The sequence below is a fragment of the Undibacterium sp. SXout20W genome (assembly GCF_049340285.1).
In the GTDB taxonomy this organism is placed as follows: domain Bacteria; phylum Pseudomonadota; class Gammaproteobacteria; order Burkholderiales; family Burkholderiaceae_D; genus Undibacterium.
In genome coordinates this window covers 15,633-39,677 of record NZ_JBMPPH010000027.1, presented here as the reverse complement: position 1 = coordinate 39,677, position 24,045 = coordinate 15,633, and the positions used below count along the sequence as shown (strand labels likewise).

The following is a 24,045-nucleotide window of genomic DNA, read 5'->3' as shown; positions in this document are numbered from 1 at the left end:
GTCTGTGTAGTTCATCCTAAAAACGGCATGCGCGAGCATGCCGTTTTTTTTCGAACCGCTCTCATAGACACCTTGAATCAGCATCAAAAAATAACGACAGGATCATTGATCTGAATGAAGATTAATCGCCAGAAAACCGCTGAAATGGCGGTATATTGAAACCAGTTCCGACTTAAAATACAGCATGACATTCCATCGCTGCCAGCAGGAAAGCTCGCAGCGAGAACATCAACTTTCCATTTAAATTCAACATCGGCTGGGTGAGACAAAAATGCAGCAAGCACGAGACGTAGCAAGAGAAATTGAGATTCTGACTGGCGCCGCTAATAAAGCTATGCAAGAAGGAAAAGGCAGTCAGGCGATCACTTATTGGGGGCAAATTCTCTTATTGAACCCGAATCACATCCCAACTCTGGCAGCATTGGGAAAGTATTGCTTAGCCACTAACGATGACAACAGCGCCTGTAAAGCATTTGAACGCGTTTGCCAGATTGACGGCTCAGACCCGCAACAATGGATCAGCCTGGCGATTGCCTATCGAAAATTACAGAATATCGATGGTGAACAGTTAGCAGTCCAGCAGGCTTTAGTGGCCGATCCGATGGACATGCTCGCGCTGATCATGAAAGCCGATCTGCATAGCCGTCTTGGTGAGACGCATCAGGCGGCACTCGCTTACGGCAGTGTCGTAAAAGTAGCGCCGCCGATGGAGAGAATTCATCCAAATTTGCGCCCATCAGTAGAATTCGCCATGCAATACAAAGCGAACTATGATCAGGAACATGGTAAGTTTTTAGACGATTTTTTAGCGCCAGTGTACAAAGAACTGAGCGGTGAAAAGCTTGACCGTTTCCGTGATTCTGTTGACATCATGGTGGGACGCAAAAAGCGTTATGACTCTCAATCCCTGATTTATCACTACCCGAATCTTGCCCCTATCGAATTCTTTGATCGCAAAAGTTTTCCATGGCTGGCCGACATTGAAAACGGCACAGAGCAAATCCTCACAGAATTCATGCACGTCCTCGGCGAAGAAGAGGGTTTTACGCCTTACCTTGAGTATACCGCAGGCGTCCCGATGGGGCAGTTGGCTGAGTTGAATAACTCACCGGATTGGAGTGCCTATCATTTGATTAAAGATGGACTGGTGCAGGAATCGAATGCAGCAAAGTGCCCAAATACTATGCAACTGCTGTCGCTTGCGCCACAGCCTATTCAGTTGGGTAAAACGCCTTCAGCGCTATTTTCATTACTCAAGCCCCATACGCATATCCGTCCGCATACAGGCGCGTCAAACGTGCGCTTACTCACGCATATTCCATTGATTATTCCGAACGACTGTCGGTTCAGGGTAGGTAATCAAACCCGAGAATGGATACCAGGGGAAGGTATTGTGTTCGATGACACCATTGAGCATGAAGCCTGGAATCATAGTGACAAGCTGCGCGTGGTGATGATTTTTGATATCTGGCATCCGGACTTAAGCGAAGCCGAACGTCACATGATTACCGAAGTCTCTAAAGCCTTGTCAGCATTTAAGGATAGCAAATAAAGAGAGCAAACAAAGAAAGCAAACAAAGAAAGCAAACAAAGAAAGCAAACAAAGAAAGCAAACAAAGAAAGCAAATAAGAACTTTCTCCGAAGTTCATCGCGGAGGTGCTCTGATATAAACGCGGCGTCTTTGCTGTTGGGCCAGACGCCGGTTTCATTTTTGGTAACTTATTGTTGATGCACCAACTTGCCCGCCGCATACGTCGCAGCGATACAGCGATCGTCACCCAGCATCGCCAATACAAATAACTGCTCTTCTAAAGAATTGACATGACGGTTGCGACGTGCCAACAGTGGTGTTGCTTGTGGATCAACGAGAATAAAGTCCGCTTCATTTCCTACTTTTAAACTGCCAATCGTGTTCTCTAATTGCATTGCTCGGGCAGCACCGAGTGTCGCTGTATAAAACATGCTTGATGCTGGCATATAACGACCGCCCATTCGCGCAACTTTGTAGGTTTCGTTCATCGTTTGCAACATCGAAAATGACGTGCCGCCGCCGACGTCCGTTGCGATCGATAACGGCACCTTGGCTGCTTCGGCTTTATCAAAATCAAATAGCCCGCTACCTAAAAATAAATTCGAAGTAGGGCAGAGCGCGACGGCAGATTGCGTTTCAGCCATGCGTCGACGATCCATGTCATCAAGCCAGATACAATGCGCGTACATGGCGCGTGGGCGCATCAGACCAACCTGGTCGTAAATGTCCAGATAGCTACGTGCGGTGGGAAAAAGCGCTCTCGCCCACGCGCATTCATCTTTGTTTTCTGCAACATGAGTCTGGATAAAAGTATCCGGATATTGTTTCGCGAGTTCACCCGCTAAATGTAATTGCTGCGGTGTCGACGTCGGGGCAAAGCGCGGTGTAATCGCATACAACTGGCGGCCACGTTGATGCCACTTCTGTATCAGTGCTTCGCTATCACGGGCACTGCTTTCAGCGGTGTCTTGCAAAAATTCCGGGCAATGTCTGTCCATCATGACTTTACCGGCCACCATCCGTAAATTACGGCGTTCACTTTGGGTAAAAAATGCCTCAACGGATTGAGGATGGACAGTGCAGTAAACCATGGCGGTCGTGGTGCCGCAGCGGAGTAATTCATCCAGAAAAAATCCAGCTACTTCATTCGCATGTGCAGGATCTTGAAATTGTCGTTCAGTCGGAAACGTATATTGTTCCAGCCACGGAAGCAAACCCGGGGCAGGTGAGGCAATCATATCTGTTTGTGGATAGTGGATATGCGTGTCTATAAAGCCCGGCATGATGATTTCGCCTGGAAAATGTTGTACAGACAGGTGTTCGGGAACAAGATGCTTTAACGCCTCGTAATCGCCCGCAGCGGCGATTTTATCCTGGTTCAATAGAAGCAAACCATCGCTATGCCAATGGATGGCACTTTCATGTATTGCAGGATCATCCGTAAAATGTAGCAAGCTAGCGCGTAACGCAAGTGTAATAGTCATCTGATTACTGAGAAAAAGTTTGTTGTATCGCTGTGACTGCACGCAAAATTGCTTCGCCAGTGGCAGGGGCAGTCAATGGTGGGTTTTGCCTGCCATCACCAACGCTGGCAATTGCATCGCGAATGGCAAAGAAGACGGAAAATGGTAACAGCAAAGGCGGCTCACCGACCGCCTTTGAGCGGTGGATGCTATCGGCAACATTCGTGTTCTTAAACAAGCGTACTCTGAAATCGTCGGGGCAATCCGAAATGGCTGGAATTTTATAGGTCGATGGTGCATGCGTCGTCAATTTTCCGTTCGCATTCCAGACCAATTCTTCGGTCGTCAGCCAGCCCATGCCTTGAATAAACGCGCCTTCGACTTGACCGATATCCAGTGCCGGATTGAGAGCGTTACCGGCATCATATAAAGCATCAGCGCGGAGCAATTTCCATTCGCCAGTTAAGGTGTCGACGATGACCTCTGAGACGGCGGCACCATAGGCATAATACGAAAATGGGCTACCAGTCATGGTTTTGCTGTCCCATTTCAAATGCGGTGTCGCATAGAAGCCGTCAGACCATAATTGTACGCGGGCAAAATAGGCTTTGTTCACGAGGTCTTCAAATGCCACGCGGGTGTTGTTGCAACAAATATGGCCATCAGAAAAGCTGACTTCAGCGACATCACCGCCATAAATACTCACTGCAAACTCGGACAGTCTTGCACGAATTTGACGGGCGGCGTCTTGCGCTGCTTTGCCATTTAAATCAGCACCAGTTGACGCGGCGGTCGCTGAGGTATTCGCAATTTTGGTGGTGTCGGTGGCGGTGACGCGTACTTGAGAAAGTGATACACCTAATTCATGAGCGACAACTTGCGCGACCTTGGTATTAAGTCCTTGTCCCATTTCAGTACCACCATGGTTGACCAATACCGAGCCATCTAGGTAGACATGAACAAGGGCGCCCGCCTGGTTCAAATGCGTCACGTTAAATGCAATACCGAATTTATGCGGCGTCAACGCCAGCCCTCTTTTTAAGACTGGGCTGCTTGCATTAAATGCGGTGATCGCTTCGCGGCGTTCGCGATAACAACTACTCGTTTCTAATTCAGCGACTAATTCATGAATGACGTTATCCGCCACTTTTTGGCCATAATGCGTGATATTTCGGCCTTCCTCGTCGTTCCGTCCATAGAAATTGGTCTTACGCACATCGAGCGCATCTTTGCCAAGCAATCTCGCAATCTCATCGATCACGTACTCAATCAAAATGGCCCCTTGAGGTCCACCAAAACCACGAAACGCGGTGTTTGACTGCGTATTGGTTTTACCGCACATTGCACGAATATCGACATCCGACAGGAAATAGGTATTGTCGACGTGACAGACCGCACGGGTGGCAACCGGACCGGACAAATCAGCAGAAAATCCTGCGCGTGACACCATCTCAAATTTCGCGCCAAGGATCAAACCATCTGCATCGTAAGCCACTTCGTAATCGTAATGAAATTCATGCCGCTTTCCTGTCACCATCATGTCGTCATCGCGGTCGGCACGCAATTTGACGGGACGCTTTAATAGAAACGCGCACAACGCTGCGGTTGCAGCCCATAAGCCTGATTGTGATTCTTTGCCTCCAAAACCGCCACCCATGCGACGGCACTCAACTTGTACACTGTGCGAGGGAATATGTAATGCGTGTGCGATGATGTGCTGCATCTCGCTTGGATGCTGGGTAGAACACGCGACCAACATTCCTTGCGCTTCTTTTGGCATGGCGTAGGCAATTTGCCCTTCCAGGTAGAACTGTTCCTGACCACCGACTTGCCATTGGCCTTTGATTACATGGGATGCGTGAGCAATCGCCTGCGCGGCGTCACCACGAGATAAAGACATCGGTGGCAAGACGAATGAAGCACCTTCTTTAGCGGCGCGTGGATCTAAAATGGCTGGCAAAACTTCGTAGTCAATTTTTGCTAAACGGGCAGCACGACGTGCCTGATCATGCGTCTGCGCTACGACCACAAAGATAGGCTGACCGACATATTCGACAACGCCATCGGCAAGAATAGGATCATCTTTGATGATGGGGCCACATTGATTGGATCCTGGAAAATCTTTTGCGGTAAAAACAGCAACCACGCCAGCGGCCTGCCTTACTGCCTCCAGATTCAGATTGAGTACTTTCGCATGGGCTTGCGCCGATAAGCCCAGTGCTGCATGCAAGGTACCGTTTAGCTCTGGAATGTCGTCGGTGTAATTGGCGGTACCACTGACGTGTAAAGTCGCGGATTCATGCGGATGCGATTTACCGACTTCTGCCCGGGAAGAGGGCGTTTGCGATTGCTGAGACGCTCTCATTTGGCCTCCAATTGTATCGATGTCGATGCTACAAAGACATTGACGGCGGTTGTTGGCAGAGGTTTGTCTGGACGCGTTTCCAGCCAGAAGCGACGCAATAAGTTTTGTGCAGTCTGCAATCGATATCCTGCAGAGGCGCGCATGTCAGAGAGCGGCGCGTAATCGTCTGCTAATGCAGTCGTTGCTTTCTTTAGGGATTCTTCGTCCCACGCTTGTTGCTCCAGAACGTTCTCAGCGTGCGTCGCTCGTTTTGGCGTTGCTGCCATACCCCCAAAAGCAATGCGTACGTTACTAAGGCGACCAGCAATCAAGTCGGCAGAAAAGGCCGCGCAGACGGCGGATATATCCTGATCAAAACGCTTTGCCAGCTTATATGTTCTGAAAATTAAATGTGGACGAGGCAATGGAATTCGGACGGTAGTGACGATTTCATCGGCGCGTAGATCTTTCTTTTGATAACCCAGATAAAAATCCTCTAATGCCATCTCGCGTTGACCCGCGGCACCTTGCAGCACGATGCGGCTGCCAAGAGCAATCAGCCAAGGCATAGAATCACCAATGGGTGAACCGTTGGCAACGTTGCCACCCAGCGTCCCCGCATGCCGGATCGGCAAGGACGCGAAGCGTTGCCACAAATCGCTCAACTCGTTGGGATAATGTTGACAAATGCGGCGGTACGCTTCGTCCAGACTGACCGCAGCGCCGATTTCAAGCGTGTTATCGGTCTCATCAATGTGGTGTAATTCAGCGATCTTTCCGAGATAAATGATATGACCTAAATCGCGGAATTGTTTCGTAACCCAAATGCCAACATCTGTGCCGCCTGCAAGCAGGCACGCCTGCGGATGTTGTATGCGTAAAGTACTTAACTGCGCGATGGAACGCGGTGCATAGAAATGTTGACCTTCGTGGACGTAGTCCAATGTGTCTTCACGCTGTAAAGTCTTGAGAACCTCCAGCAGCGCCTTCTTATCGAACTCTTGCCGCGGTAGTTGCTCCATTTTGTGAGCGGCATCAATGATTGGTCGATAGCCAGTGCAGCGACACAAATTTCCTGACAAAGCGATGTCGATTTGCTTCCGTTCTAAGGCGGCGCACGGTGGCTGACGATCGAGATATAAATCCCATAGTGACATGACAAAACCCGGTGTGCAAAAGCCGCACTGAGAGCCATGACAATCGACTAAGGCCTGTTGTACGGGGTGTAATTGCTGATCGTTGCTTAAATCTTCGACAGTAAAAATTGCTTTGCCATCCAGGGTCGGCATCAACTGCAGACAAGCGTTGACGGACTTCATTTCTACTTGACCATCTTTGACTTCACCCACTACCACCGTGCAGGCACCACAGTCGCCTTCAGCACAGCCTTCTTTGGTTCCTGTGCAATGGAGATCTTCTCGCAAATGCTGAAGCAGGGTTCTGGTCGCTGGTATATCGTTGACTTGATGAATTTGCTTTTGAAAAAAATAACGAATCGTGCCGGACATGGAGACTCCGAGAGGAAGTGTTGTGAAATTGCACCTTAACTAAAGTTATATGCTGATTAATCTTAAGGTTAGCATTCCGGCAAAGGCCGACTATATATAAATAGTGATGCTGTATATCAATCACAGAATCTTTCATCAAATCCATGGCGATTTTTCAAAAATTAACAAAGAAAATTCAGAGCATGTTTCATATGGCAATCCATAATTAGTTTGCTTAAAATTTATGCAACACTCAAAATTGAGTTAAATCAAACATAAAATTTACGGATTCTCTCTAATTCAAAATATTGCCCCATGGAAACTGCGTAAAAAAGACATTTCCAATGGGCAAATATCTAGTATATTTCTGGTATCCGTCACGAAAAATAATTTACATCTTACTTCCCGTCTTGATTTAAGCGCAGTAAGATACCAGTAAGCCAAAGGCTTGCTTAGCGTGATTTGTGATGAATAGAAATCAATAGTATTAAACAAGAAATAAACAAGAAATAAACAAGAAATAACACAAGGGTTACCAATCGGTACATATTTACCGGCTGCTGTCGAAGCAATGAAAGCATGTCCGGGATTTTGTTTGTTTTAACCATTTTTTCAGATTAGTTACGCAATGAATTTCTCAAATATGACCGTTAGTAAGCGCCTTGGTGTCGGCTTTGCCGTCGTCTTGGCATTTCTTGTCGCTGTTACCATTGTCGGCGTTTCCAGAATGGCGCAAATTCAAGGCCGCTTGGAAAATATCGTTAATGTTAGCAACGTCGAAACCCGTCTTGCATTGGATATGCGGGCGATAGTCTATGACCGCATGGTTTCATTGCGGAATCTGACATTGCTCAACGATGCCGCCGATATGGAAAAGGATTTGGCAAAAATTGCCGATCAATCCAAAAAATACGCCGAAGCGAATGAAAAGCTCTTAAAACTGTCAGAAACAGAAGGTGGGCCTTCTGCAGAAAAGAAAGAACTATTAAACAAACTCAAGGAACGTGAAGCAGCTGCGGCAGCATTGCCAGCGAAAGCGCAAGAACTTGGCTTGTCTAATAACCCAGAAATGGCAACGATCGCTCTGATCAAAAAAGTGCGTCCAGTTCAGCAAAGCTGGTTGGATTCCCTCGACGAACTGGTTAGCCTGGAAGACAAAATCAATTCACAAGTTGCAGCTGACGCCAATTCGGCATTTAAAGCGGCGACAAGTCTTATGCTGATTCTCGGCGTATTGGCGTTGGCCGGTGGTATCGTGGCTGCTGTGATTATCAGCCGTAGCTTATTAAAACAATTAGGTGGTGAACCAAATTACGCAGCGCAAATTGCGGGTCAGATTGCAGCCGGTGAATTGACATCGCCTATTGACGTTGCGATTGGTGACGAAAGCAGCCTGATTTTCGAAATGAAAAACATGCGCGACAGTCTGGTCAACATCGTTGCCCAAGTTCGCTCAGGTACCGATACGATTGCTACAGCATCCAGTGAAATTGCAATGGGTAACCTGGATTTGTCATCCCGTACTGAGCAACAAGCCAGCTCGTTAGAAAAGACGACGTCCTCAATGCGTGAACTGACGACAACGGTTAAACAAAATGCTGACAATGCCCGCGAAGCAAATCAGTTGGCGGCATCCGCGTCTGAAGTTGCTCGTCAAGGTGGCGTCGTGGTTGCGCAAGTGGTTGATACCATGGGTTCTATCAACGAATCTTCCAAAAAGATTGTTGATATTATCAGCGTCATTGATGGCATCGCATTCCAAACCAATATTTTGGCTCTGAATGCCGCCGTTGAAGCTGCGCGTGCCGGTGAACAAGGGCGTGGTTTTGCGGTTGTTGCTGCCGAGGTGCGTAATTTGGCGCAACGAAGCGCGGCTGCAGCAAAGGAAATCAAAACATTGATTGATACCTCCGTTGAAAAAGTTGAAGTCGGTACTAAACTCGTGGGTCAAGCCGGTGTGACGATCGACCAAGTTGTCAGTAGCGTGAAACATGTGACTGATATCATTGCCGAAATTACAGCAGCAAGCCAGGAACAAAGCGTTGGTATCGAGGAAGTTAATCATGCCATTATCGAGATGGATGGCGTGACGCAACAGAATGCTGCCTTAGTTGAAGAAGCAGCAGCAGCGGCACAAAGTTTGCAGGATCAAGCGGCTGAATTAGCGAAAGTGGTCAGCGTGTTTAAATTGGGCGGCAATGACAACTTGCTGACACATCGTTCTACACCAAGCGCCGCACCAAAACGGGTAGAACCCGTCGTGCGAGCAAATAAACCTAAGGCTGCCGCACCAAAATCTCTGCCGTCCGCACGTCCTGCGCCGCGGTCAGCCCCTAAATCAGCCTCTAAGCCAGCAAGTGCATCAAACTCTAAAGCACAAGCAGCAGACGATGGCTGGGAAGAATTTTAATTGAATTAAGTATCGCTCTACTATTTGTATATTGACTAGAAACGAAAAGAAACATTATGATGAAATTATCCCTTTCTCCTCTACTATGTTCGCTGCTACTTGCCGCTGCATCTTCCGCAATGGCCGCCGATACTGCGCCAGTGATGGATAACAAATCTTGCGATCCTCCTAAGTATCCAAAAGCAGCGTTGATGAATGAAGAAACTGGTACTGTCGGTATGGGTTTCCTGGTTGGTGCAGATGGTAAAGTTGTCGAGTCCAAAGTTGAGAAATCCAGCGGCTCCAAGAGTCTCGACAAAGCAGCACTGACCGCATTGAGCCAATGTAAATTTAAGCCTGGTACAAAAGATGGTAAGCCAGATCAAAGTTGGGCGAAGGTCGATTTCGTCTGGAAGCTTGAGTAAATAAAAGTCAGGCTTTTCATTTGACGCTAGCCTGACTAAGACAAATAAAACAAGAATGCCCGATGAATCTCATCGGGCATTTTGTCTTTTGAGGCGCAATTTACGTGTTATTTGGCGGGTTGCATCCGCCCTATAAAAATTGATCTGCCAAATCTACAGTAGATAAGGTTACCCAAGTCAAACTTACTTTTATTTTAATCCACGGCGCACTAACAGAGGGTTAATTTGTGGATCGCGTCCTCGGAAGTTCCGGAATGATTGCATAGGGTCGATACTTCCACCGCGTGATAACAATTGCTGGCGGAACCAATCGCCATTTTTACGACTCAAGCCACCATGTTCTTTAAACCATTCGACTGTGTCCGCATCGAGTACTTCACTCCACAAATACGCATAGTAGCCAGCAGAATAATCACCACCGAAACTATGCGAGAAATAAGGCGAACGATAACGTGGCGGAGCTGGAGCAAAATCTACGCCGGATTCTTTTAAAGCTGTTGCTTCAAATTTCATCGTGTCAATAGGAATTTCATGCGCCGACAATTGATGCCAGCGTTGATCCAACAAGGTCGCCGCAATATATTCAGTGGTGGTGTAGCCTTGATTGTACTTGCCACTGGCGACAATTTTATCGACCAGGTCTTGTGGTATTGCCTCGCCGGTTTGATAATGTTTTGCATAATTTTTCAACACCTCTGGCCAGACCGCCCACATTTCATTGACCTGCGATGGATACTCCACAAAATCACGCGGTACATTGGTGCCCGAAAAACGTGGATAGCGAACCTGCGAGAACATCCCATGTAAAGCGTGACCGAATTCATGGAACGCGGTTTTAACTTCGTCAGGCGTCAACAAGGTTGGCTCGCCAGCGGGCGGTTGTGGGATATTGAGGTGATTGGCAATCACCGGTTTAGAACCAAACAAACCAGACTGGTCAACATAATTGTTCATCCAGGCACCACCCCGTTTATTGTCGCGTGCGTACATGTCGTAGATAAATAAGGCGAGCGACTTACCATCGGCATCAAAGACTTCAAAGACACGCACGGTTGGCTGATACACCGGTAAATCTTTACGCTCCTTAAAGGTAATACCGTAAAGTTGATTAGCGGCGAAAAAGACGCCATTCTGCAAGACTTTATCGAACTCAAAATAGGGGCGAAGCTGGTTATCATCAAATGCAAATTTTTGTTGATGCAAACGTTCACTATAGAACGCCCAATCCCACGCGGCTAACTCAAAACCACCATGTTCACTATCAATGATTTTTTGTAATTCTTGCGCTTCTTTTTTTGCATTCGCGACAGCGGCTGGTGCCAATTCGCTCAACATTTTATTCACTGCCGCCGGTGATTTTGCCGTCTCGTCTTCCAGGCTGTAGGCCGCAAAATTTGGATAGCCCAATAGCCCAGCGCGTTCGGCGCGCAGGCGTGCAAGGGTCAGTGTCACCGCGCGGTTGTCTGCGTCGCCACCGTGGCTGCCACGATTGACAGAGGCTTCATGCAGAGCCTGACGTGTCGCACGATTTTCTAGGTTTGCAAGCAGCGGTTGCCCCGTCGTATTCATTAGTGGGATGACATACTTGCCCTCCAAACCTTTGGCCTTCGCTGCGGCGGCGGCGGTGTCGATTTCCGTTGCCGATAAACCCGCCAGCTCTTCTTTGGTATTGACGATTAAGGCAGAAGCGTTCGTTTCTTTCAAGACGTTTTGGTTGAACTTATTTTCCATCGTTGCAAGTTGTGCATTCAAGGATGTCAGTTTTTCTTTATCAGATCTCGATAGCCTGGCACCAGCCCGTACAAAATCGGTGTAATAGCGGTCCAGCAAACGTTCTGATTCAGCGTCCAAATGCAAACTAACTTTTTGATTCACCAAACTGCTAATGCGTTGAAATAATTTTGCATTCAGAAAGACCGCGTCTTGATGGGCGGATAATTTCGGTGCCAGATCGCCCGACAACGATTCGAGTGACGGATTTGTATTCGCACCCAACTGATTAAAGAAAATTGTATCGACACGCTTTAAAGTTTGCCCTGCACGCTCCAAGGCAATGATGGTGTTATCAAAATTGGGTTTGGCTGGATTATTCGCGATGGCCTTGATCTCGGCATCATGTAACTGCATTGCCGTCGCAAATGCCGGCGCGTAATCTTCGTTGTGAATTTTATCAAAAACAGGATATTCGAAAGGCAGCGTACTTTTGGCCAATAATGGATTGGCCGCTAAAGCTTTCGGATGTGGTGCTATTCCCACCGGGATGATTTGTGCGGACAGTGCAGTCGTATTTGCTGCCATACTGGATTGAATTGCCAGCGTGGAACATAGCAGCATGAGCAGAGATTTGTTCATGGTAATTGATATATTAAGGAGGTGATGAAGGATAGCATCAGACGTCTTTTAGAAGAATAAATTTCATAATTAATTCTCTGAAAATGCTCATTGGTGACACTTGATGGTGTAAATTTCCTGTCCGAAAACGGCTAGATTAAACCTTTGAAGCAGCGTATAACGTGATTTGTCGTCCTTGTCCCGGTCACAAAATTGATGCACCCGAGATTGATTAATTCCACACTAATTCCCCACAAATGGCACACGAGCTCCCAACGACATCAAACCATGCAAGCATGCCAGAGATGTCTTCCCCACTGCACTTTTATCGCGCTCTGGCGGCGAGAGATAGTCGTTTTGATGGTGTTTTTTTTACTGGTGTGAAGACCACAGGAATTTATTGCCGGCCTATATGCGCAGTGAAAACGCCACGTGAGAGTTCTTGTGCATTTTTTAGTTCGGCGGCGGCGGCCGAAGCGGCTGGATTTCGACCATGCCTGCGTTGCCGCCCAGAACTCGCACCTTATGCGATTCAGCAAAATTTGGCGCATGCAATCTGGAAAAAAATTGCCGACGGTGCATTGAATGAATTTAGCATAGAGCAACTGGCGCAACAGGTTGGCCTCTCCTCCAGACAGATGCGTCGGGTTCTGTTACAGGAATTCGGCGTGAGTCCGGTAGAAATGGCGCAAACACAGCGTTTGCTCTTTGCCAAAAAGCTTTTGCAAGAAACGGCTTTAAGTATGGTTGATATTTCTTTCGCCGCAGGTTTTGGTAGTGTGCGTCGCTTTAATGCACTGTTCTCTGAACGTTATCAGATGACGCCGGGTGAAGTCAGGCGCGCTGCGCCTTCTGCGGATGAAAGCCTGGTCTTACGTCTGGCGTATCGACCACCGTATGAATGGGACGCATTGATCCACTACCTGCGTGGACGCGCAATGCCAGGCTTAGAAGCCGTGATCTTAGAAAAATCAGGCATGGCCTACGTGCGCAGTGTCTTGATCGACGGAAAATCAGGTTGGATTAAGGTGGCTCATTTTGCGGATAAGAATCAGCTGGGATTGCAAATTGCCCCTCAACTCACACCGGTTCTGATGCCTTTATTGGCAAAAATCCGCCAGCAATTTGATTTGGAGGCGCATCCACAAATGATTCATCGTCATTTGCAAGAGGATGTCTTGTTGGCACAGCAAGTAAAAACAACGCCAGGTCTACGCGTGCCGGGCACTTTTGACACTTTTGAGCTGGCGATCCGTGCTGTCTTAGGTCAACAAGTCAGCGTGGCGGGGGCGACGACGGTTGCGGGGCGCTTGGTGCAGCGTTTCGGCACGCCCGTTGAAACGCCATTTTCTCAAGTCACGCATCATTTCCCAAGCCCACAGGTCATTTGCCAATTGTCGATCGATCAATTAGCTGGGATAGGTATTCCTGGCGCGCGTGCGGCGACCTTACAAAATGTTGCACAGTTCGCGCTCAAAGGCGGCTTTCAGCAGGCCGCAGATAGCAGTTTGGACGAGGCAATTATGCAAATGAAGACCGTACGTGGCGTGGGAGAATGGACGGCGCAGTATATCGCGATGCGCGCGTTACGTTTTCCGGATGCCTTTCCGGCGGGCGATTTAGGCTTACAAAAGGCCGCGGCTCTCGCCAGTGATCCTGAAGAAACGCGCTGGAGCGAAAAGCAATTGCTTGCCCGATCTCAACAATGGTCGCCATGGCGTGCGTATGCGGCACTCTTGTTGTGGCAATCCCTAAAATAAGAATTCAATATTTTTCAATTTTCGTTCAGGTGAAGTGATGCAATTTACTAACATTAACAGCCCAGTCGGCAGTCTTACTCTGGTGGCCAGTGAAATTGGATTGGCTGGCGTGTATTTTGAAGAACATCGCCATTTCAAAGGCATCGAGGGTTGGCTGCGCGCCCCTGATCTGCCTATTTTTGAGCAAGTTTCGCAACAGCTGATAGAATTTTTTGCTGGTGAGCGCATCACATTTGATGTGCCATTGGATTTGTCAGGAGGCACTGCATTTCAGCAGCAAGTGTGGCGTGCCTTGCAAGAGATCCCATTTGGCACCACTTTGAGCTATGGTGAATTGGCGCAGCACCTGTCTAACCCACAAGCAGTACGAGCAGTGGGTGCTGCCAATGGGCGTAATCCAATTTCTATCATTATCCCTTGCCATCGAGTAATTGCTGCCAATGGCGCTTTAACTGGTTATGCTGGCGGCTTAAAAAATAAGCAGCATCTGCTTAAGTTTGAGGCAGAAAAACATCAAAATTTTGGCTTGCAATTTACCCAATAAAAGTAAAAATTCCCTTTGAAACCCGCATGGATAAAGGATGTTGCATTTTTATACAATAATATCATTTAGCTCATTTTGTTGCGATGCACAAAAAAAGCTTGACGTTTAAATTCGGGCGTGTAAAATCTGGGTTGTTGCGGTGCACCATATAAAGATTTCGTGGTAGGCGCTGCCGATTATTGAATCAATCCTCACCACCTCGGAGAATATTATGACTACATCACCAGAACAATTGATCGCTGCTACTAAAACTAACTTAGAAGCACAATTTGCCTCTTTGACAGCATTGAACAAAAAAGCATTTGAAGGTCTGGAGCAATTGTTTGCTCTGAACGTTAATGCTGCTAAAGCTTCTTTCGAAGAAGGTACAGCAACTGCAAAACAATTGTTAGCAGCTAAAGATCCACAAGAATTCTTCACATTGACAGCAGCTCAAGCCCAACCAAGTGCAGAAAAAGCATTGGCATATGGCCGTCACCTGGCAAGCATCACAACGGCAACTCAGCAAGAATTCACTAAAGCAGTTGAAGCACACATTGCTGAAACAAACACGAAAGTAATCGGTTTGATCGACGAAGTGACAAAAAATGCGCCAGCTGGTTCCGAACAAGCTGTTGTTGCTTTGAAATCTGTTGTTGGTAACATCAACGCCGGTTACGAACAACTGTCCAAAACAACAAAGCAAGCTGTACAAACTTTAGAAGAAAACTTGACTAAAGCAACTCAGCAATTCACACAAGCTGCTGAAAAAGCAACTTCTAAAAAGAAATAATTTTCTTTGATGAACTCAGTTTCTTTATAGAAAAAGCTCCCGTCTCCCACGGGAGCTTTTTTTTGTCTCAAATTTTGTTCCGATAGCCTATATCCTTCCTAGTGGTGTAATCTGTAAGCCTGTCGTAACCCCTGAATGTAACTATCGTTGCAGAGCATTTCATTTTTTTGGAAAACTGGAGAATTCATATGCAAGACGTTGTAATCGTAGCCGCTGGTCGTACTGCTGTTGGTAAATTTGGTGGTTCACTGGCAAAAATCCCGGCTTCAGAATTAGGCGCTATTGTTATTAAAGGTTTGTTGGCCAAGATCGGCCTGAGTGGCGATCAAGTCAATGAAGTGGTGCTCGGACAAGTATTAACAGCAGGCGTAGGCCAAAATGCTGCACGCCAGGCGGTGATTAAATCTGGTTTGCCAGAGACCGTACCGGCATTCACGATCAATAAAGTATGCGGTAGTGGATTGAAAGCAACGCATTTAGCAGCGCAAGCCATCAAAGCAGGTGATGCCGACGTGATTATTGCTGGTGGCCAGGAAAATATGAGTGCCTCGCCGCACGTTTTAAATAATTCCCGTGACGGCTTCCGCATGGGCGACACGAAACTGGTCGACACGATGATTGTCGATGGTTTGTGGGATGTCTACAACCAATACCACATGGGTATCACTGCTGAAAACGTTGCAAAAAAACACAATGTTTCACGCGAAGAACAAGACTTGTTTGCCGTCGCTTCCCAAAATAAAGCGGAAGCTGCGCAAAAAGCCGGTAAATTTAAAGATGAAATTATCCCTGTCGAAATCGTCAGTAAAAAAGGCACTGTCGTTTTTGATACCGATGAATTTATCAAACATGGAACAACTCTCGAATCCCTGTCTTCCTTACGTCTCGCGTTTGACAAAAATGGCACGGTCACTGCAGGCAACGCATCTGGTCTGAACGACGGTGCAGCGGCAGTGATTATGATGTCCGCCAAAAAAGCCGAGGAACTCGGTTTGCCTGTATTGGCACGCATCAAGGCATACTCGTCAGCAGGGATTGACCCGACCATCATGGGTATGGGGCCAGTACCCGCTGCGCAATTGTGCTTGAAAAAAGCCGGTTGGACGCATGAAGATCTGGATCTGATGGAAATCAACGAAGCCTTTGCTGCACAAGCCATTGGTGTCAACAAAGAGATGGGCTGGGATACCAGCAAGATCAACGTCAATGGCGGCGCAATTGCAATTGGTCACCCTATCGGTGCATCAGGTTGCCGTATTTTGGTGAGCTTGATTCATGAAATGATACGTCGTGACGCTAAAAAAGGTCTCGCAAGTTTGTGTATCGGTGGTGGTATGGGTGTTGCATTGGCAATCGAACGTCCATAATTACCCGACAGATTTGTAGCGTTAAAATAAAAAATCCCCGGCTGCTTTTTTGGGCAGCCGGGGATTTTCTATGGGGGAGGCCAAATGCGACCAAATGCGAGTCCAACTACGGGCTCAACTACGGGCCCAATTTCGAGCCCGCTTGGTGTTAATGAATGCCGTGCATTTTCTTTGCCATCCACTTATTCAACAACATCAACACGATGCCAGCAGCAATCGGAATGATGGTAAAGATCAGGAAGAAAGTCGACAACGAATAGGCTTCTGAAATCTTATCGATATACCCACCACTCAAACCGGCAAGCTTATTAGCAATCGACGTATTGAGGAACCACACGCCAAACATCAGACCCAGCAAACGTTGTGGTGCCAGCTTACTGATGTAAGACAGACCAACTGGTGACAGGCACAGCTCACCCATGGTGTGGAAGAAGTACGCCACGATCAGATAAATCATACTGACAGACGCTGTTTTTGCCCCAGCCGGAATACTTGCGGCGCCATACGACAATGCCGCAAAGCCTAAACCAAGTAATACCAGACCAGTACCAAACTTCACTGGACCACTCGGCGACCAGTATTTGTCCCACATTTTGGAGAACATTGGTGCCAGGATGACCAGGAAGAAAGAGTTCAATACACCAAACCAGGTTGCCGGAACGTCAGATTGCGATAAACCAAATTCGCGTCCTAACATCCATATCACCAAGGCCCAGATGATCCCGATACAAGCGATCAGCAAGAGATTTGATACCAAGTATCGCTTTGCTGTACTCAAAAAAAGTTTGAGCAATAACCAGCTCAGAATTGCCGTTGGTATAACGGTCATCAGACTGTTGACGATTTTAAACACCATCCCGCTGGTACCAACCAACGCACGATCGGTGTAATCGGCAGCGAAAATCGTCATGGAGCCACCAGCTTGCTCGAACGCAAACCAAAAGAAAATCGTGAAGAAGGAAAACACACAAATCGCTTTAAGGCGGTCTCTCACGATATGTGGTTCAGGCTCTACTTCCGCGACTACGGCGGTGGTTTGCTGTGATTTTGATAAGCCGATTTCGCCAAATATACCTTGACCGAGGTAAAACTGGATCGCGCCTAACAGCATAAAGCCGCCGGCTAAGGCGAAGCCATACGACCAGGAGATTTTCTCGCCGATATAGCCGCAAAGCAAAATGCCAAAGAAAGCACCGGAATTAACACCCATATAGAACAAGGTATAGCCACTATCACGTGCATGTTCGTTATCTTTGTTGTACAACTGACCAACGATAGCGGAAATATTTGGCTTAAACAGCCCCGTGCCTGCTACCACCAGCGACAAACCGACATAGAACATGGTTGGTGTATCGAATAACAATGAGGCATGTCCAGCCGCGATAATGAAGCCACCAAGGACAACCGTGCGACGACTACCAAGGAAACGGTCAGCAATATAGCCGCCGATAATCGGTGTCAGGTAGACTAGACCAGTGTACCAACCGTACAGTGAAGCTGCTTCCTCACGCGTCCAGCCCCAACCGCCTTTGGCAGTGCTGGTAACCAGGAATAGCACCAGCAAAGCGCGCATGCCGTAGTAAGAAAACCGTTCCCACATTTCTGTGAAAAACAGGACAAATAAGCTGTCAGGGTGCCCAAGGATGGTAGGTGCCCCGGATGGTTGAATTTTGTTCAAACTGCTCTCCGTTTTTTAGTTTTTGGTGAATCAATGTTGTTATGGCAAATTAATTTTCAGTATTGACGTCAAAAATGCTGCAAATTACGTCAATTCGGCGGCTAGCTTACCACGATGAAAAACTCATATAGAAAGACATATTGTGCAATGCAGCAAAAAATGTGCCATACGTGTGGCAAAAATAAATATCTCGGTCGTCTCAGCCCAAATATTGCTGCTTTGTACCAGAGCTGATCAAGTGCTTATGACGAAATTCTGCGTAAAAGCGCGGACCAGATAATAACGCAAACAACAATGTAGACGTTTTACAACGAAAAAGATGTTTGCCCCATTGTTACCGAAAGTGGACGCCAATTTTTGCTGTGGATATCTGCAACATGCTGACACTAAGCAAAATACGTCTGTAAACCACCACCGCAGTGAGATATTTCAAGAATTCCTGAGGCACCATTGAGCGATCACCTTTGTAGAGAAACGTAATTACTTTATCTTGTCTTTGAATTTTGCCGGCGTAACCCCATAGGCAGCTTTAAAGGCGGCGGTCAGATGGCTCTGGCTGCTAAAGCCGCAGTCCTGCGCAATTCGTTCAATTGAAAAATCGGTCCGGGTCAATAATTCGCTGGCGCGTTGCAGGCGCAATCCTAAAATATGCTGGTGCGGTGTGACCCCCATGGATTGCAGAAACAAACGCCGAAAGTGCGGCGCACTTACCCCTGCTCGTTGTGCTAATTCGTCAATTGAAAGCGCTGCCGCCAAATTATTTTGTATCCACGCCAGTACGACCTCAAGTCGTCCGATTTGTAAGTTATCGGGACGCATTCCCTTGCCAGTAATTCCCTCAATCGTGCGGCAACTTTGTTCTACCATTAAGCTAGCTAAGCGTGCCAAATAGATGTCATCGGCACCATGAGCTTTGCCCAATTCATCGACAATTTGACGTGCTAAGGCATTCACTAATGGGTCATTAAACAAATGAAGCGTCGGTGTATTTCTGATCAGATTCTGTAAACGAAGGGCAGGCTCACCGAGTGGTTCAAGAAAATAAAATACGGCGACATCCATCGCCCCGGCAAACTGCCATTCCGTCGGGCAATTTGCTTGCATTGCCCCAGAAAAACTGGGAATAGATTCAATACTGCCGTGCGGCGAAAGTTCTTCAGACGCGCGCCCACCGCCTAAATGGGACAGTAGCACCATCGCAGGCACCGCCGGCAGCTGGCGTTCGGTCATACGAAACAAATAGCGTTCTGCACGCAGGACTACGCCATCGCCGGAGGCATTGCCGATCGTCGCACTAACCACAGGCAAACTACCAAGGAGCCTGCTGACATCTTCCCAGACTTTCATCGCAATTCCGATACGAAGAAGCTATTAAACACGAAACATCATGAATGCACATTCATGATCATTTTTTGATAAAAACAAGCACACTTTATCTTACTTTAAATACCTTAAAAGGCACAGAATGAAGTCTCTCGAATCACGCTGTATGCAACACCCAAAATAAAAATGGAGACCTACATGACAAGCTTCGCCAATCACCGTTGGACCAATGCGATCGAACGCCAATGGCTAAGCCATAAGCGTTATTGGTATTTGATTTCATTGTTATTGCCGACCTTACCGCTATTTTTTGCCTTTCTGGCAGTCCATTTTCAGCAAGGCGTGTGGCTATGGATGATCATCCCGGTTGGTTATATTGTGGTGCCTGTGTTTGATCTTATTTTTGGTAAAGATAACGTTAATCCAACGGACGAGGAGGTCGAAAAGTTAAAAAACGACCGCTATTTTGCGCGAGTACTGTATTGTGCGACGGCGATGCATTGGGTGGCCTTGGTCGGAATGGCTTATACCGTATCGCATTGGCACTGGTCATGGGTGGCAATGCTGGGTGCGGGCTTGAGTGCAGGTCTGGTAAATGGCGTTGGTCTGGCAATCGGCCATGAGCTGGGACACAAAGTGAACGACAAAGAGCAGACATTGGCAGGCAAACTGGTGTTAGCCTGCTGCGGTTATGGACATTTCATCGTCGAACATAACAAAGGCCACCATAAAGATGTGGCGACACCAGAAGATCCGGCGTCGGCCCGTTTTGGCGAATCAGTGTATCGCTTTGCCTGCCGTGAACTACCGGGCGCATTAGTCCGAGGCTTACGGACGGAGGCTGGTCGTCTGCAGCGTCAACATAAATCGTGGTGGTCACCACAAAACGAGATTCTGCAGCAATGGGCACTGACACTCGTTGCCTACGGCTTGATGGTGTACTTCTGGGGGACAATTTTGCTGCCATTTTTTCTACTAGCCGCCGGTTTTGGTTGGTGGCAACTGACTCTGGCAAATTATGTTGAACATTATGGATTGTTGCGCCAGAAAGAAGCGAGCGGCCGCTATCAGCGTTGCGAGCCCAAACACTCATGGAATAGCAATTTCAAATTTTCAAATTTATTACTTGTGCATTTGCAACGCCATTCGGATCACCATGCCCATCCGACGCGACCTTATCAGGTCTTACGTGATTACGATGAGGTGCCACAATTACCGCAAGGGTATTTCGGGATGTTTTTGCTAGCGATGATACCGCCGCTCTGGTTTGCCGTCATGAATCATCGTGTGGTCGAATGGGCGAATGGCGATATGAATCTGGTGAATCTGGATCCGGCAAAACGCACAGAACTCTTCAATCGTTATCATCAACCTCAGCGCTGATTCGTCACAGAAAGACACCTTGGAAACGCCTATGAAACGCTATCAATGTCCTGATTGTGGCTACATTTACGACGAAAAGACCGGTTGTGAGCACGAAGGGTATCCAGCGGGTACGGCATGGCAAGCGATTGCAGAAGATTTTCCGTGTCCCCAATGTTTTGTTCGTGAAAAGCCCGATTTTATTGCGCTTCCTAATGATAATGTGATTGGACTTTCAACGTAAGTCAGAAAAAATGATGCATGACACTATCACTTACCGTCAATACTGCTGCGTCACTTGCGGCATGGTCTACGACGAAGAATATGGGCTTCCCGAGGACGGCTTCCCGCCCGGTACGCGATGGGAAGCGATTCCTGACGACTGGACATGCCCCGATTGTTCGGCATCTAAAGGTGACTTTATTCTCATGAGCGACCTGTAAAAACCTGAAAAATTGAAGAAAGAAGATCGTTTTTCAATCCGTCTTTCGGCTGTATTCAAAATGCGTTGATGAATACCTTTTCCGCGAGCAAAACCGGCTTAACCTGACATGTGGCATCGGTATTGCACTAAAATGCAGGGCTTTCCAGTATCGCTGCCACTATGAATGCCCATCCTCCTCATGCTGTATCACGGTTACGCGCAAGTCGTCTCTTGCGTAGTACGCGGCCATTTATGGCGCGTGGCGGGCCGCACGGTGAGCGCTGTCAGGGTTGTCGGTTGATTCCCAGCCATTGTTTGTGTCACTTGCGCCCGATTATGTCGACCCGCGCCGGGATTTGCCTGTTAATGGCAGAACATGAATCCCTGAAACCCAGCAACACGGGCTGGCTCATTGCCGATGTGGTACCTGATACCTTCGCCTTTGGGTGGGCACGTACCGAAGTAGACCCTGCATTATTGACCCTCCTGACCGATCCCCAGTGGCAGCCCTATGTGGTTTTTCCGGGTGAGTTTGTAGCGCCAGAGCGGGTCATCAGTCAAGTGCCTGAAGAAACAGACCCCCAAGCAGACGCGGTGGAATTACCGACCCAAATTAAGCAGCGTCCACTCTTTATATTGCTGGACGCCACTTGGTCAGAGGCGCGCAAAATTTTTAAAAAGAGCCCTTATTTGTTGGCTTTTCCGGTACTCAGCCTGGAACCTGCGCAATTATCACGTTATCGCTTACGTCGCTCAAAACGCGATGATCATTTGTGTACTTCTGAGGTCGCAGCTTTATGTTTGAGCATGGCTGGCGACCAGCTGGCGGGAGAAATTCTGGATGCCTATCTCGACGTCTTTAGTGATCATTATCTGCGGGCCAAACAGCAAGTTAAAGTAAGTTGGGACGATGAATTGCATCAACGCCTACACGCGCTGACAGATCAAAACGACAATACAAAAATGTTTGAAAAATAAAACCCAATATCGACGCGCTTTTCAAGAGCATTTCACGCCATGACCCGCGCCAAATATAGGACACTGACATTTTCTAAGCCCTGGAAAAATGAATGACAAATTTCAGAAACGTGCGACTGCTTCATGATAAATTCTAGTGCATTTGTATCGCTATCAGCATGAACTCTCAGTGATAATCAAGGATATGACATTCCCTTCCAAACCGCAGTCGTTATGGCGCCTGGCTCTTGTGTGTGGTTGTTTGTTCATTTTTTCAACGACGCAGGCAGCCGATGACAGTTTCGTGGCCAATGTGTCACGCGCCGAACGGCTACAATTAGAAAAAATCGTTTGTGGTGACCCATTTGGTTTGGCCGTCGCGCAGATTGATGCACGCGCGATGGAAGCGAACGGACGCGCCTATTTTGCCGATGTCAAATGTCGGCCACACCTCCAAATGCTGGGGCAAGCTGTCTATCATGTCGCCCAGTGCGGACGCGATGGCAATCAATGGAGTTGTGGCGAGCCTGAGCTAGAAACGATCGTTCCATTAGCGCAGCGACGGCTTTTGGTGCGGCCAGGTAGTGTTGATCTGCAACGCGGAGTTGCGACTATCAAAAAAATTAGTGGCTATGGTTATTTTCAAGGGCTTAGCATCGATCGCGCGTTGCAATCGACTTGCAATTTAGGATTGGGAAATCGCTCAGACCTGATCGAAATTTCTTGCCAACGATGGTCAATCACCGTGTCTTTCTGGTGTCCACAATCAAAACAAGATCCAACTTGCCCACGCATCATTTATATGGCGGAACATTGATATGAAATCGAGTGAAAAAAATCTATTATCAATGCCATATCATCAGCACATTCAGCCGCTAAGGCAGATGTCGATCCAGATGTTGATTCAGTCGTTGGTTCAATCGTTGATTCAGGTATTAGCATTGACACTGTTGGTTTCAAAATTTGCCTATGCAGAATCGTCACTTGTGAATGTGGAAACCATCAAAGACGCCACTTCCAATATCGTGATCGCTAAAAATCTAAGTCAGATACCGCTGACCTTGACACTCAACTTAAGTAGCTCAACCAATATTACTTCCAGCACTAGTTGGCCAATTATTCGTTTATTGCAAGCGGGTGAAACCGCAGAGTTGGTACGGGTCTCGGCTGCAGACAATTCGCAAGCTTACGCCTTTCAGTATCTATATCGCTATCAAATTGGTCAGCCAAATGTGCAAGCGGCACCGGGGGCAAAATATCTCGTACCATTTATATCCACCAAGGCATTTCAAGTAATGCAGGCAGCAGATGGACCGATTTTTTCTCATCATGATATCGCCGCTAAGAATGCGATCGATATACCTATGCCTATCGGTACCACAGTCATTGCATCACGCGGTGGCTATGTGATTGAGAACGTCAACCAATTCAGTGACAATGGCCAGGCGACATCGGATTTTTTAAGTAAAGCAAACTACATTTGTATTTTACATGATGATGGAACCTGGGCTATATATGTGCACTTAAAGCAGTTTTCTTCACGCGTTGCTATTGGTCAAAAAATTGCAGCTGGTATGCCAATTGCCTTATCAGGAAATAGTGGATTTTCGACCGAACCTCATTTGCATTTTGCGTTACAAAAAAATGAAAACGGTAATACCGTTTCGTTTCCAATTCAATTTTGGGGCGAAAGCACAGGCGTAGTGATTCCACGCTACCATTCCTGGTTGACATCAGCCGGTGTGCTGCCGTCGCGCCCAAAGACAAAACATAGTGCTAAAGAATGTACCGAAAATGCGATAATAGACGAGACCACGCTTCGATGTATGCGGGGTCAATAAAAAACACCAGCCAAAAAAAATGGCTGGTGGTTTTATTTTGAAAAAA

General features: G+C 47.4%; 19 protein-coding genes. 13 read left to right on the top strand and 6 right to left on the bottom strand.

The genetic code is table 11. The features are described from left to right. Positions 1-271: 271 nt before the first annotated feature. Positions 272-1,552, top strand: a complete 1,281-nt coding sequence (locus ACO0K1_RS13815) for an aspartyl/asparaginyl beta-hydroxylase domain-containing protein (RefSeq protein ID WP_423026670.1) — start codon at positions 272-274, stop codon at positions 1,550-1,552. Between the two features lie 168 nt (positions 1,553-1,720). Here the strand turns inward: ACO0K1_RS13815 and guaD are convergent, their stop codons facing one another. The 3 genes from guaD to xdhA are packed head-to-tail and all read right to left on the bottom strand — an operon-like array spanning position 1,721 to position 6,847. Then, positions 1,721-3,016, bottom strand: coding sequence for a guanine deaminase (gene guaD, locus ACO0K1_RS13810; protein WP_423026668.1), 1,296 nt, complete (start codon positions 3,014-3,016; stop codon positions 1,721-1,723). A gap of 4 nt (positions 3,017-3,020) precedes the next feature. Further along, positions 3,021-5,360, bottom strand: coding sequence for a xanthine dehydrogenase molybdopterin binding subunit (xdhB, locus tag ACO0K1_RS13805; RefSeq protein WP_423026666.1), 2,340 nt, complete (start codon positions 5,358-5,360; stop codon positions 3,021-3,023). After that, positions 5,357-6,847 (bottom strand): xanthine dehydrogenase small subunit, encoded by a 1,491-nt coding sequence (xdhA, locus tag ACO0K1_RS13800; protein WP_423026664.1) that lies wholly within the window; start codon positions 6,845-6,847, stop codon positions 5,357-5,359. The genes xdhB and xdhA overlap by 4 nt, the downstream gene beginning before the upstream one ends. Positions 6,848-7,469: 622 nt before the next feature. On the opposite strand from xdhA, the gene ACO0K1_RS13795 reads away from it, so the two are divergent. Both ACO0K1_RS13795 and ACO0K1_RS13790 read left to right on the top strand, forming a co-directional pair. Then, entirely contained in the window at positions 7,470-9,236 is a 1,767-nt protein-coding gene (locus ACO0K1_RS13795) for a methyl-accepting chemotaxis protein (protein WP_423026662.1), read from the top strand. Between the two features lie 56 nt (positions 9,237-9,292). After that, entirely contained in the window at positions 9,293-9,640 is a 348-nt protein-coding gene (locus ACO0K1_RS13790; protein WP_423026660.1) for an energy transducer TonB, read from the top strand. Between the two features lie 189 nt (positions 9,641-9,829). Here the strand turns inward: ACO0K1_RS13790 and ACO0K1_RS13785 are convergent, their stop codons facing one another. Beyond that, positions 9,830-11,992: a M3 family metallopeptidase gene (locus ACO0K1_RS13785; RefSeq protein ID WP_423026658.1), complete on the bottom strand. Its 2,163-nt coding sequence runs from the start codon at positions 11,990-11,992 to the stop codon at positions 9,830-9,832. 284 nt (positions 11,993-12,276) lie between these two features. Between ACO0K1_RS13785 and ACO0K1_RS13780 the strand changes: the two genes are divergently transcribed. The 4 genes from ACO0K1_RS13780 (at position 12,277) to ACO0K1_RS13765 (ending at position 16,414) form a co-directional block, all read left to right on the top strand. Next, positions 12,277-13,731, top strand: coding sequence for a DNA-3-methyladenine glycosylase 2 family protein (locus tag ACO0K1_RS13780; RefSeq protein WP_423026656.1), 1,455 nt, complete (start codon positions 12,277-12,279; stop codon positions 13,729-13,731). Between the two features lie 37 nt (positions 13,732-13,768). Next, entirely contained in the window at positions 13,769-14,275 is a 507-nt protein-coding gene (locus ACO0K1_RS13775) for a methylated-DNA--[protein]-cysteine S-methyltransferase (RefSeq protein ID WP_423026654.1), read from the top strand. A 211-nt stretch (positions 14,276-14,486) separates the two neighbouring features. Beyond that, entirely contained in the window at positions 14,487-15,047 is a 561-nt protein-coding gene (locus ACO0K1_RS13770) for a phasin family protein (RefSeq protein ID WP_423026652.1), read from the top strand. Positions 15,048-15,235: 188 nt separating this feature from the next. Beyond that, positions 15,236-16,414: an acetyl-CoA C-acetyltransferase gene (locus ACO0K1_RS13765; RefSeq protein WP_423026650.1), complete on the top strand. Its 1,179-nt coding sequence runs from the start codon at positions 15,236-15,238 to the stop codon at positions 16,412-16,414. Positions 16,415-16,562: 148 nt separating this feature from the next. Here the strand turns inward: ACO0K1_RS13765 and ACO0K1_RS13760 are convergent, their stop codons facing one another. Further along, complete coding sequence (locus ACO0K1_RS13760; RefSeq protein WP_423026648.1) at positions 16,563-18,092, bottom strand: peptide MFS transporter; 1,530 nt, start codon at positions 18,090-18,092, stop codon at positions 16,563-16,565. 480 nt (positions 18,093-18,572) lie between these two features. Then, the gene (locus ACO0K1_RS13755) at positions 18,573-19,439 is read right to left on the bottom strand and encodes a helix-turn-helix domain-containing protein (RefSeq protein WP_423026646.1); all 867 of its coding nucleotides are present in this window, start codon (positions 19,437-19,439) and stop codon (positions 18,573-18,575) included. 174 nt (positions 19,440-19,613) lie between these two features. On the opposite strand from ACO0K1_RS13755, the gene ACO0K1_RS13750 reads away from it, so the two are divergent. From ACO0K1_RS13750 to ACO0K1_RS13725, 6 genes are all read left to right on the top strand, one after another. Further along, a complete protein-coding gene (locus ACO0K1_RS13750; protein ID WP_423026644.1) occupies positions 19,614-20,798 on the top strand; it encodes an alkane 1-monooxygenase in 1,185 nt (394 codons plus the stop codon). 31 nt (positions 20,799-20,829) lie between these two features. After that, on the top strand, positions 20,830-21,021 hold the full coding sequence (locus tag ACO0K1_RS13745; protein ID WP_423026642.1) for a rubredoxin: 192 nt from the start codon (positions 20,830-20,832) through the stop codon (positions 21,019-21,021). A 13-nt stretch (positions 21,022-21,034) separates the two neighbouring features. Then, a complete protein-coding gene (locus ACO0K1_RS13740) occupies positions 21,035-21,220 on the top strand; it encodes a rubredoxin (RefSeq protein WP_423026686.1) in 186 nt (61 codons plus the stop codon). A gap of 233 nt (positions 21,221-21,453) precedes the next feature. Next, on the top strand, positions 21,454-22,179 hold the full coding sequence (locus ACO0K1_RS13735; RefSeq protein ID WP_423026684.1) for a tRNA-uridine aminocarboxypropyltransferase: 726 nt from the start codon (positions 21,454-21,456) through the stop codon (positions 22,177-22,179). Between the two features lie 184 nt (positions 22,180-22,363). Further along, positions 22,364-22,975, top strand: coding sequence for a hypothetical protein (locus ACO0K1_RS13730; protein ID WP_423026640.1), 612 nt, complete (start codon positions 22,364-22,366; stop codon positions 22,973-22,975). Position 22,976: 1 nt separating this feature from the next. Further along, complete coding sequence (locus tag ACO0K1_RS13725) at positions 22,977-23,999, top strand: M23 family metallopeptidase (RefSeq protein WP_423026638.1); 1,023 nt, start codon at positions 22,977-22,979, stop codon at positions 23,997-23,999. Positions 24,000-24,045: the final 46 nt, after the last annotated feature.

What these genes read in the sequence shown, in the direction of transcription:
- xdhA (WP_423026664.1), bottom strand. Translation starts at nt 6,847, where the DNA reads ATGTCCGGCACGATTCGTTATTTTTTTCAAAAGCAAATTCATCAAGTC.
- ACO0K1_RS13770 (WP_423026652.1), top strand. Translation starts at nt 14,487, where the DNA reads ATGACTACATCACCAGAACAATTGATCGCTGCTACTAAAACTAACTTA.
- ACO0K1_RS13775 (WP_423026654.1), top strand. Translation starts at nt 13,769, where the DNA reads ATGCAATTTACTAACATTAACAGCCCAGTCGGCAGTCTTACTCTGGTG.
- ACO0K1_RS13745 (WP_423026642.1), top strand. Translation starts at nt 20,830, where the DNA reads ATGAAACGCTATCAATGTCCTGATTGTGGCTACATTTACGACGAAAAG.
- ACO0K1_RS13740 (WP_423026686.1), top strand. Translation starts at nt 21,035, where the DNA reads ATGCATGACACTATCACTTACCGTCAATACTGCTGCGTCACTTGCGGC.
- ACO0K1_RS13780 (WP_423026656.1), top strand. Translation starts at nt 12,277, where the DNA reads ATGTCTTCCCCACTGCACTTTTATCGCGCTCTGGCGGCGAGAGATAGT.
- ACO0K1_RS13790 (WP_423026660.1), top strand. Translation starts at nt 9,293, where the DNA reads ATGATGAAATTATCCCTTTCTCCTCTACTATGTTCGCTGCTACTTGCC.
- ACO0K1_RS13725 (WP_423026638.1), top strand. Translation starts at nt 22,977, where the DNA reads ATGAAATCGAGTGAAAAAAATCTATTATCAATGCCATATCATCAGCAC.
- ACO0K1_RS13765 (WP_423026650.1), top strand. Translation starts at nt 15,236, where the DNA reads ATGCAAGACGTTGTAATCGTAGCCGCTGGTCGTACTGCTGTTGGTAAA.
- ACO0K1_RS13730 (WP_423026640.1), top strand. Translation starts at nt 22,364, where the DNA reads ATGACATTCCCTTCCAAACCGCAGTCGTTATGGCGCCTGGCTCTTGTG.
- ACO0K1_RS13815 (WP_423026670.1), top strand. Translation starts at nt 272, where the DNA reads ATGCAGCAAGCACGAGACGTAGCAAGAGAAATTGAGATTCTGACTGGC.
- ACO0K1_RS13750 (WP_423026644.1), top strand. Translation starts at nt 19,614, where the DNA reads ATGACAAGCTTCGCCAATCACCGTTGGACCAATGCGATCGAACGCCAA.
- ACO0K1_RS13735 (WP_423026684.1), top strand. Translation starts at nt 21,454, where the DNA reads ATGGCGCGTGGCGGGCCGCACGGTGAGCGCTGTCAGGGTTGTCGGTTG.
- ACO0K1_RS13795 (WP_423026662.1), top strand. Translation starts at nt 7,470, where the DNA reads ATGACCGTTAGTAAGCGCCTTGGTGTCGGCTTTGCCGTCGTCTTGGCA.
- guaD (WP_423026668.1), bottom strand. Translation starts at nt 3,016, where the DNA reads ATGACTATTACACTTGCGTTACGCGCTAGCTTGCTACATTTTACGGAT.
- ACO0K1_RS13755 (WP_423026646.1), bottom strand. Translation starts at nt 19,439, where the DNA reads ATGAAAGTCTGGGAAGATGTCAGCAGGCTCCTTGGTAGTTTGCCTGTG.
- xdhB (WP_423026666.1), bottom strand. Translation starts at nt 5,360, where the DNA reads ATGAGAGCGTCTCAGCAATCGCAAACGCCCTCTTCCCGGGCAGAAGTC.
- ACO0K1_RS13785 (WP_423026658.1), bottom strand. Translation starts at nt 11,992, where the DNA reads ATGAACAAATCTCTGCTCATGCTGCTATGTTCCACGCTGGCAATTCAA.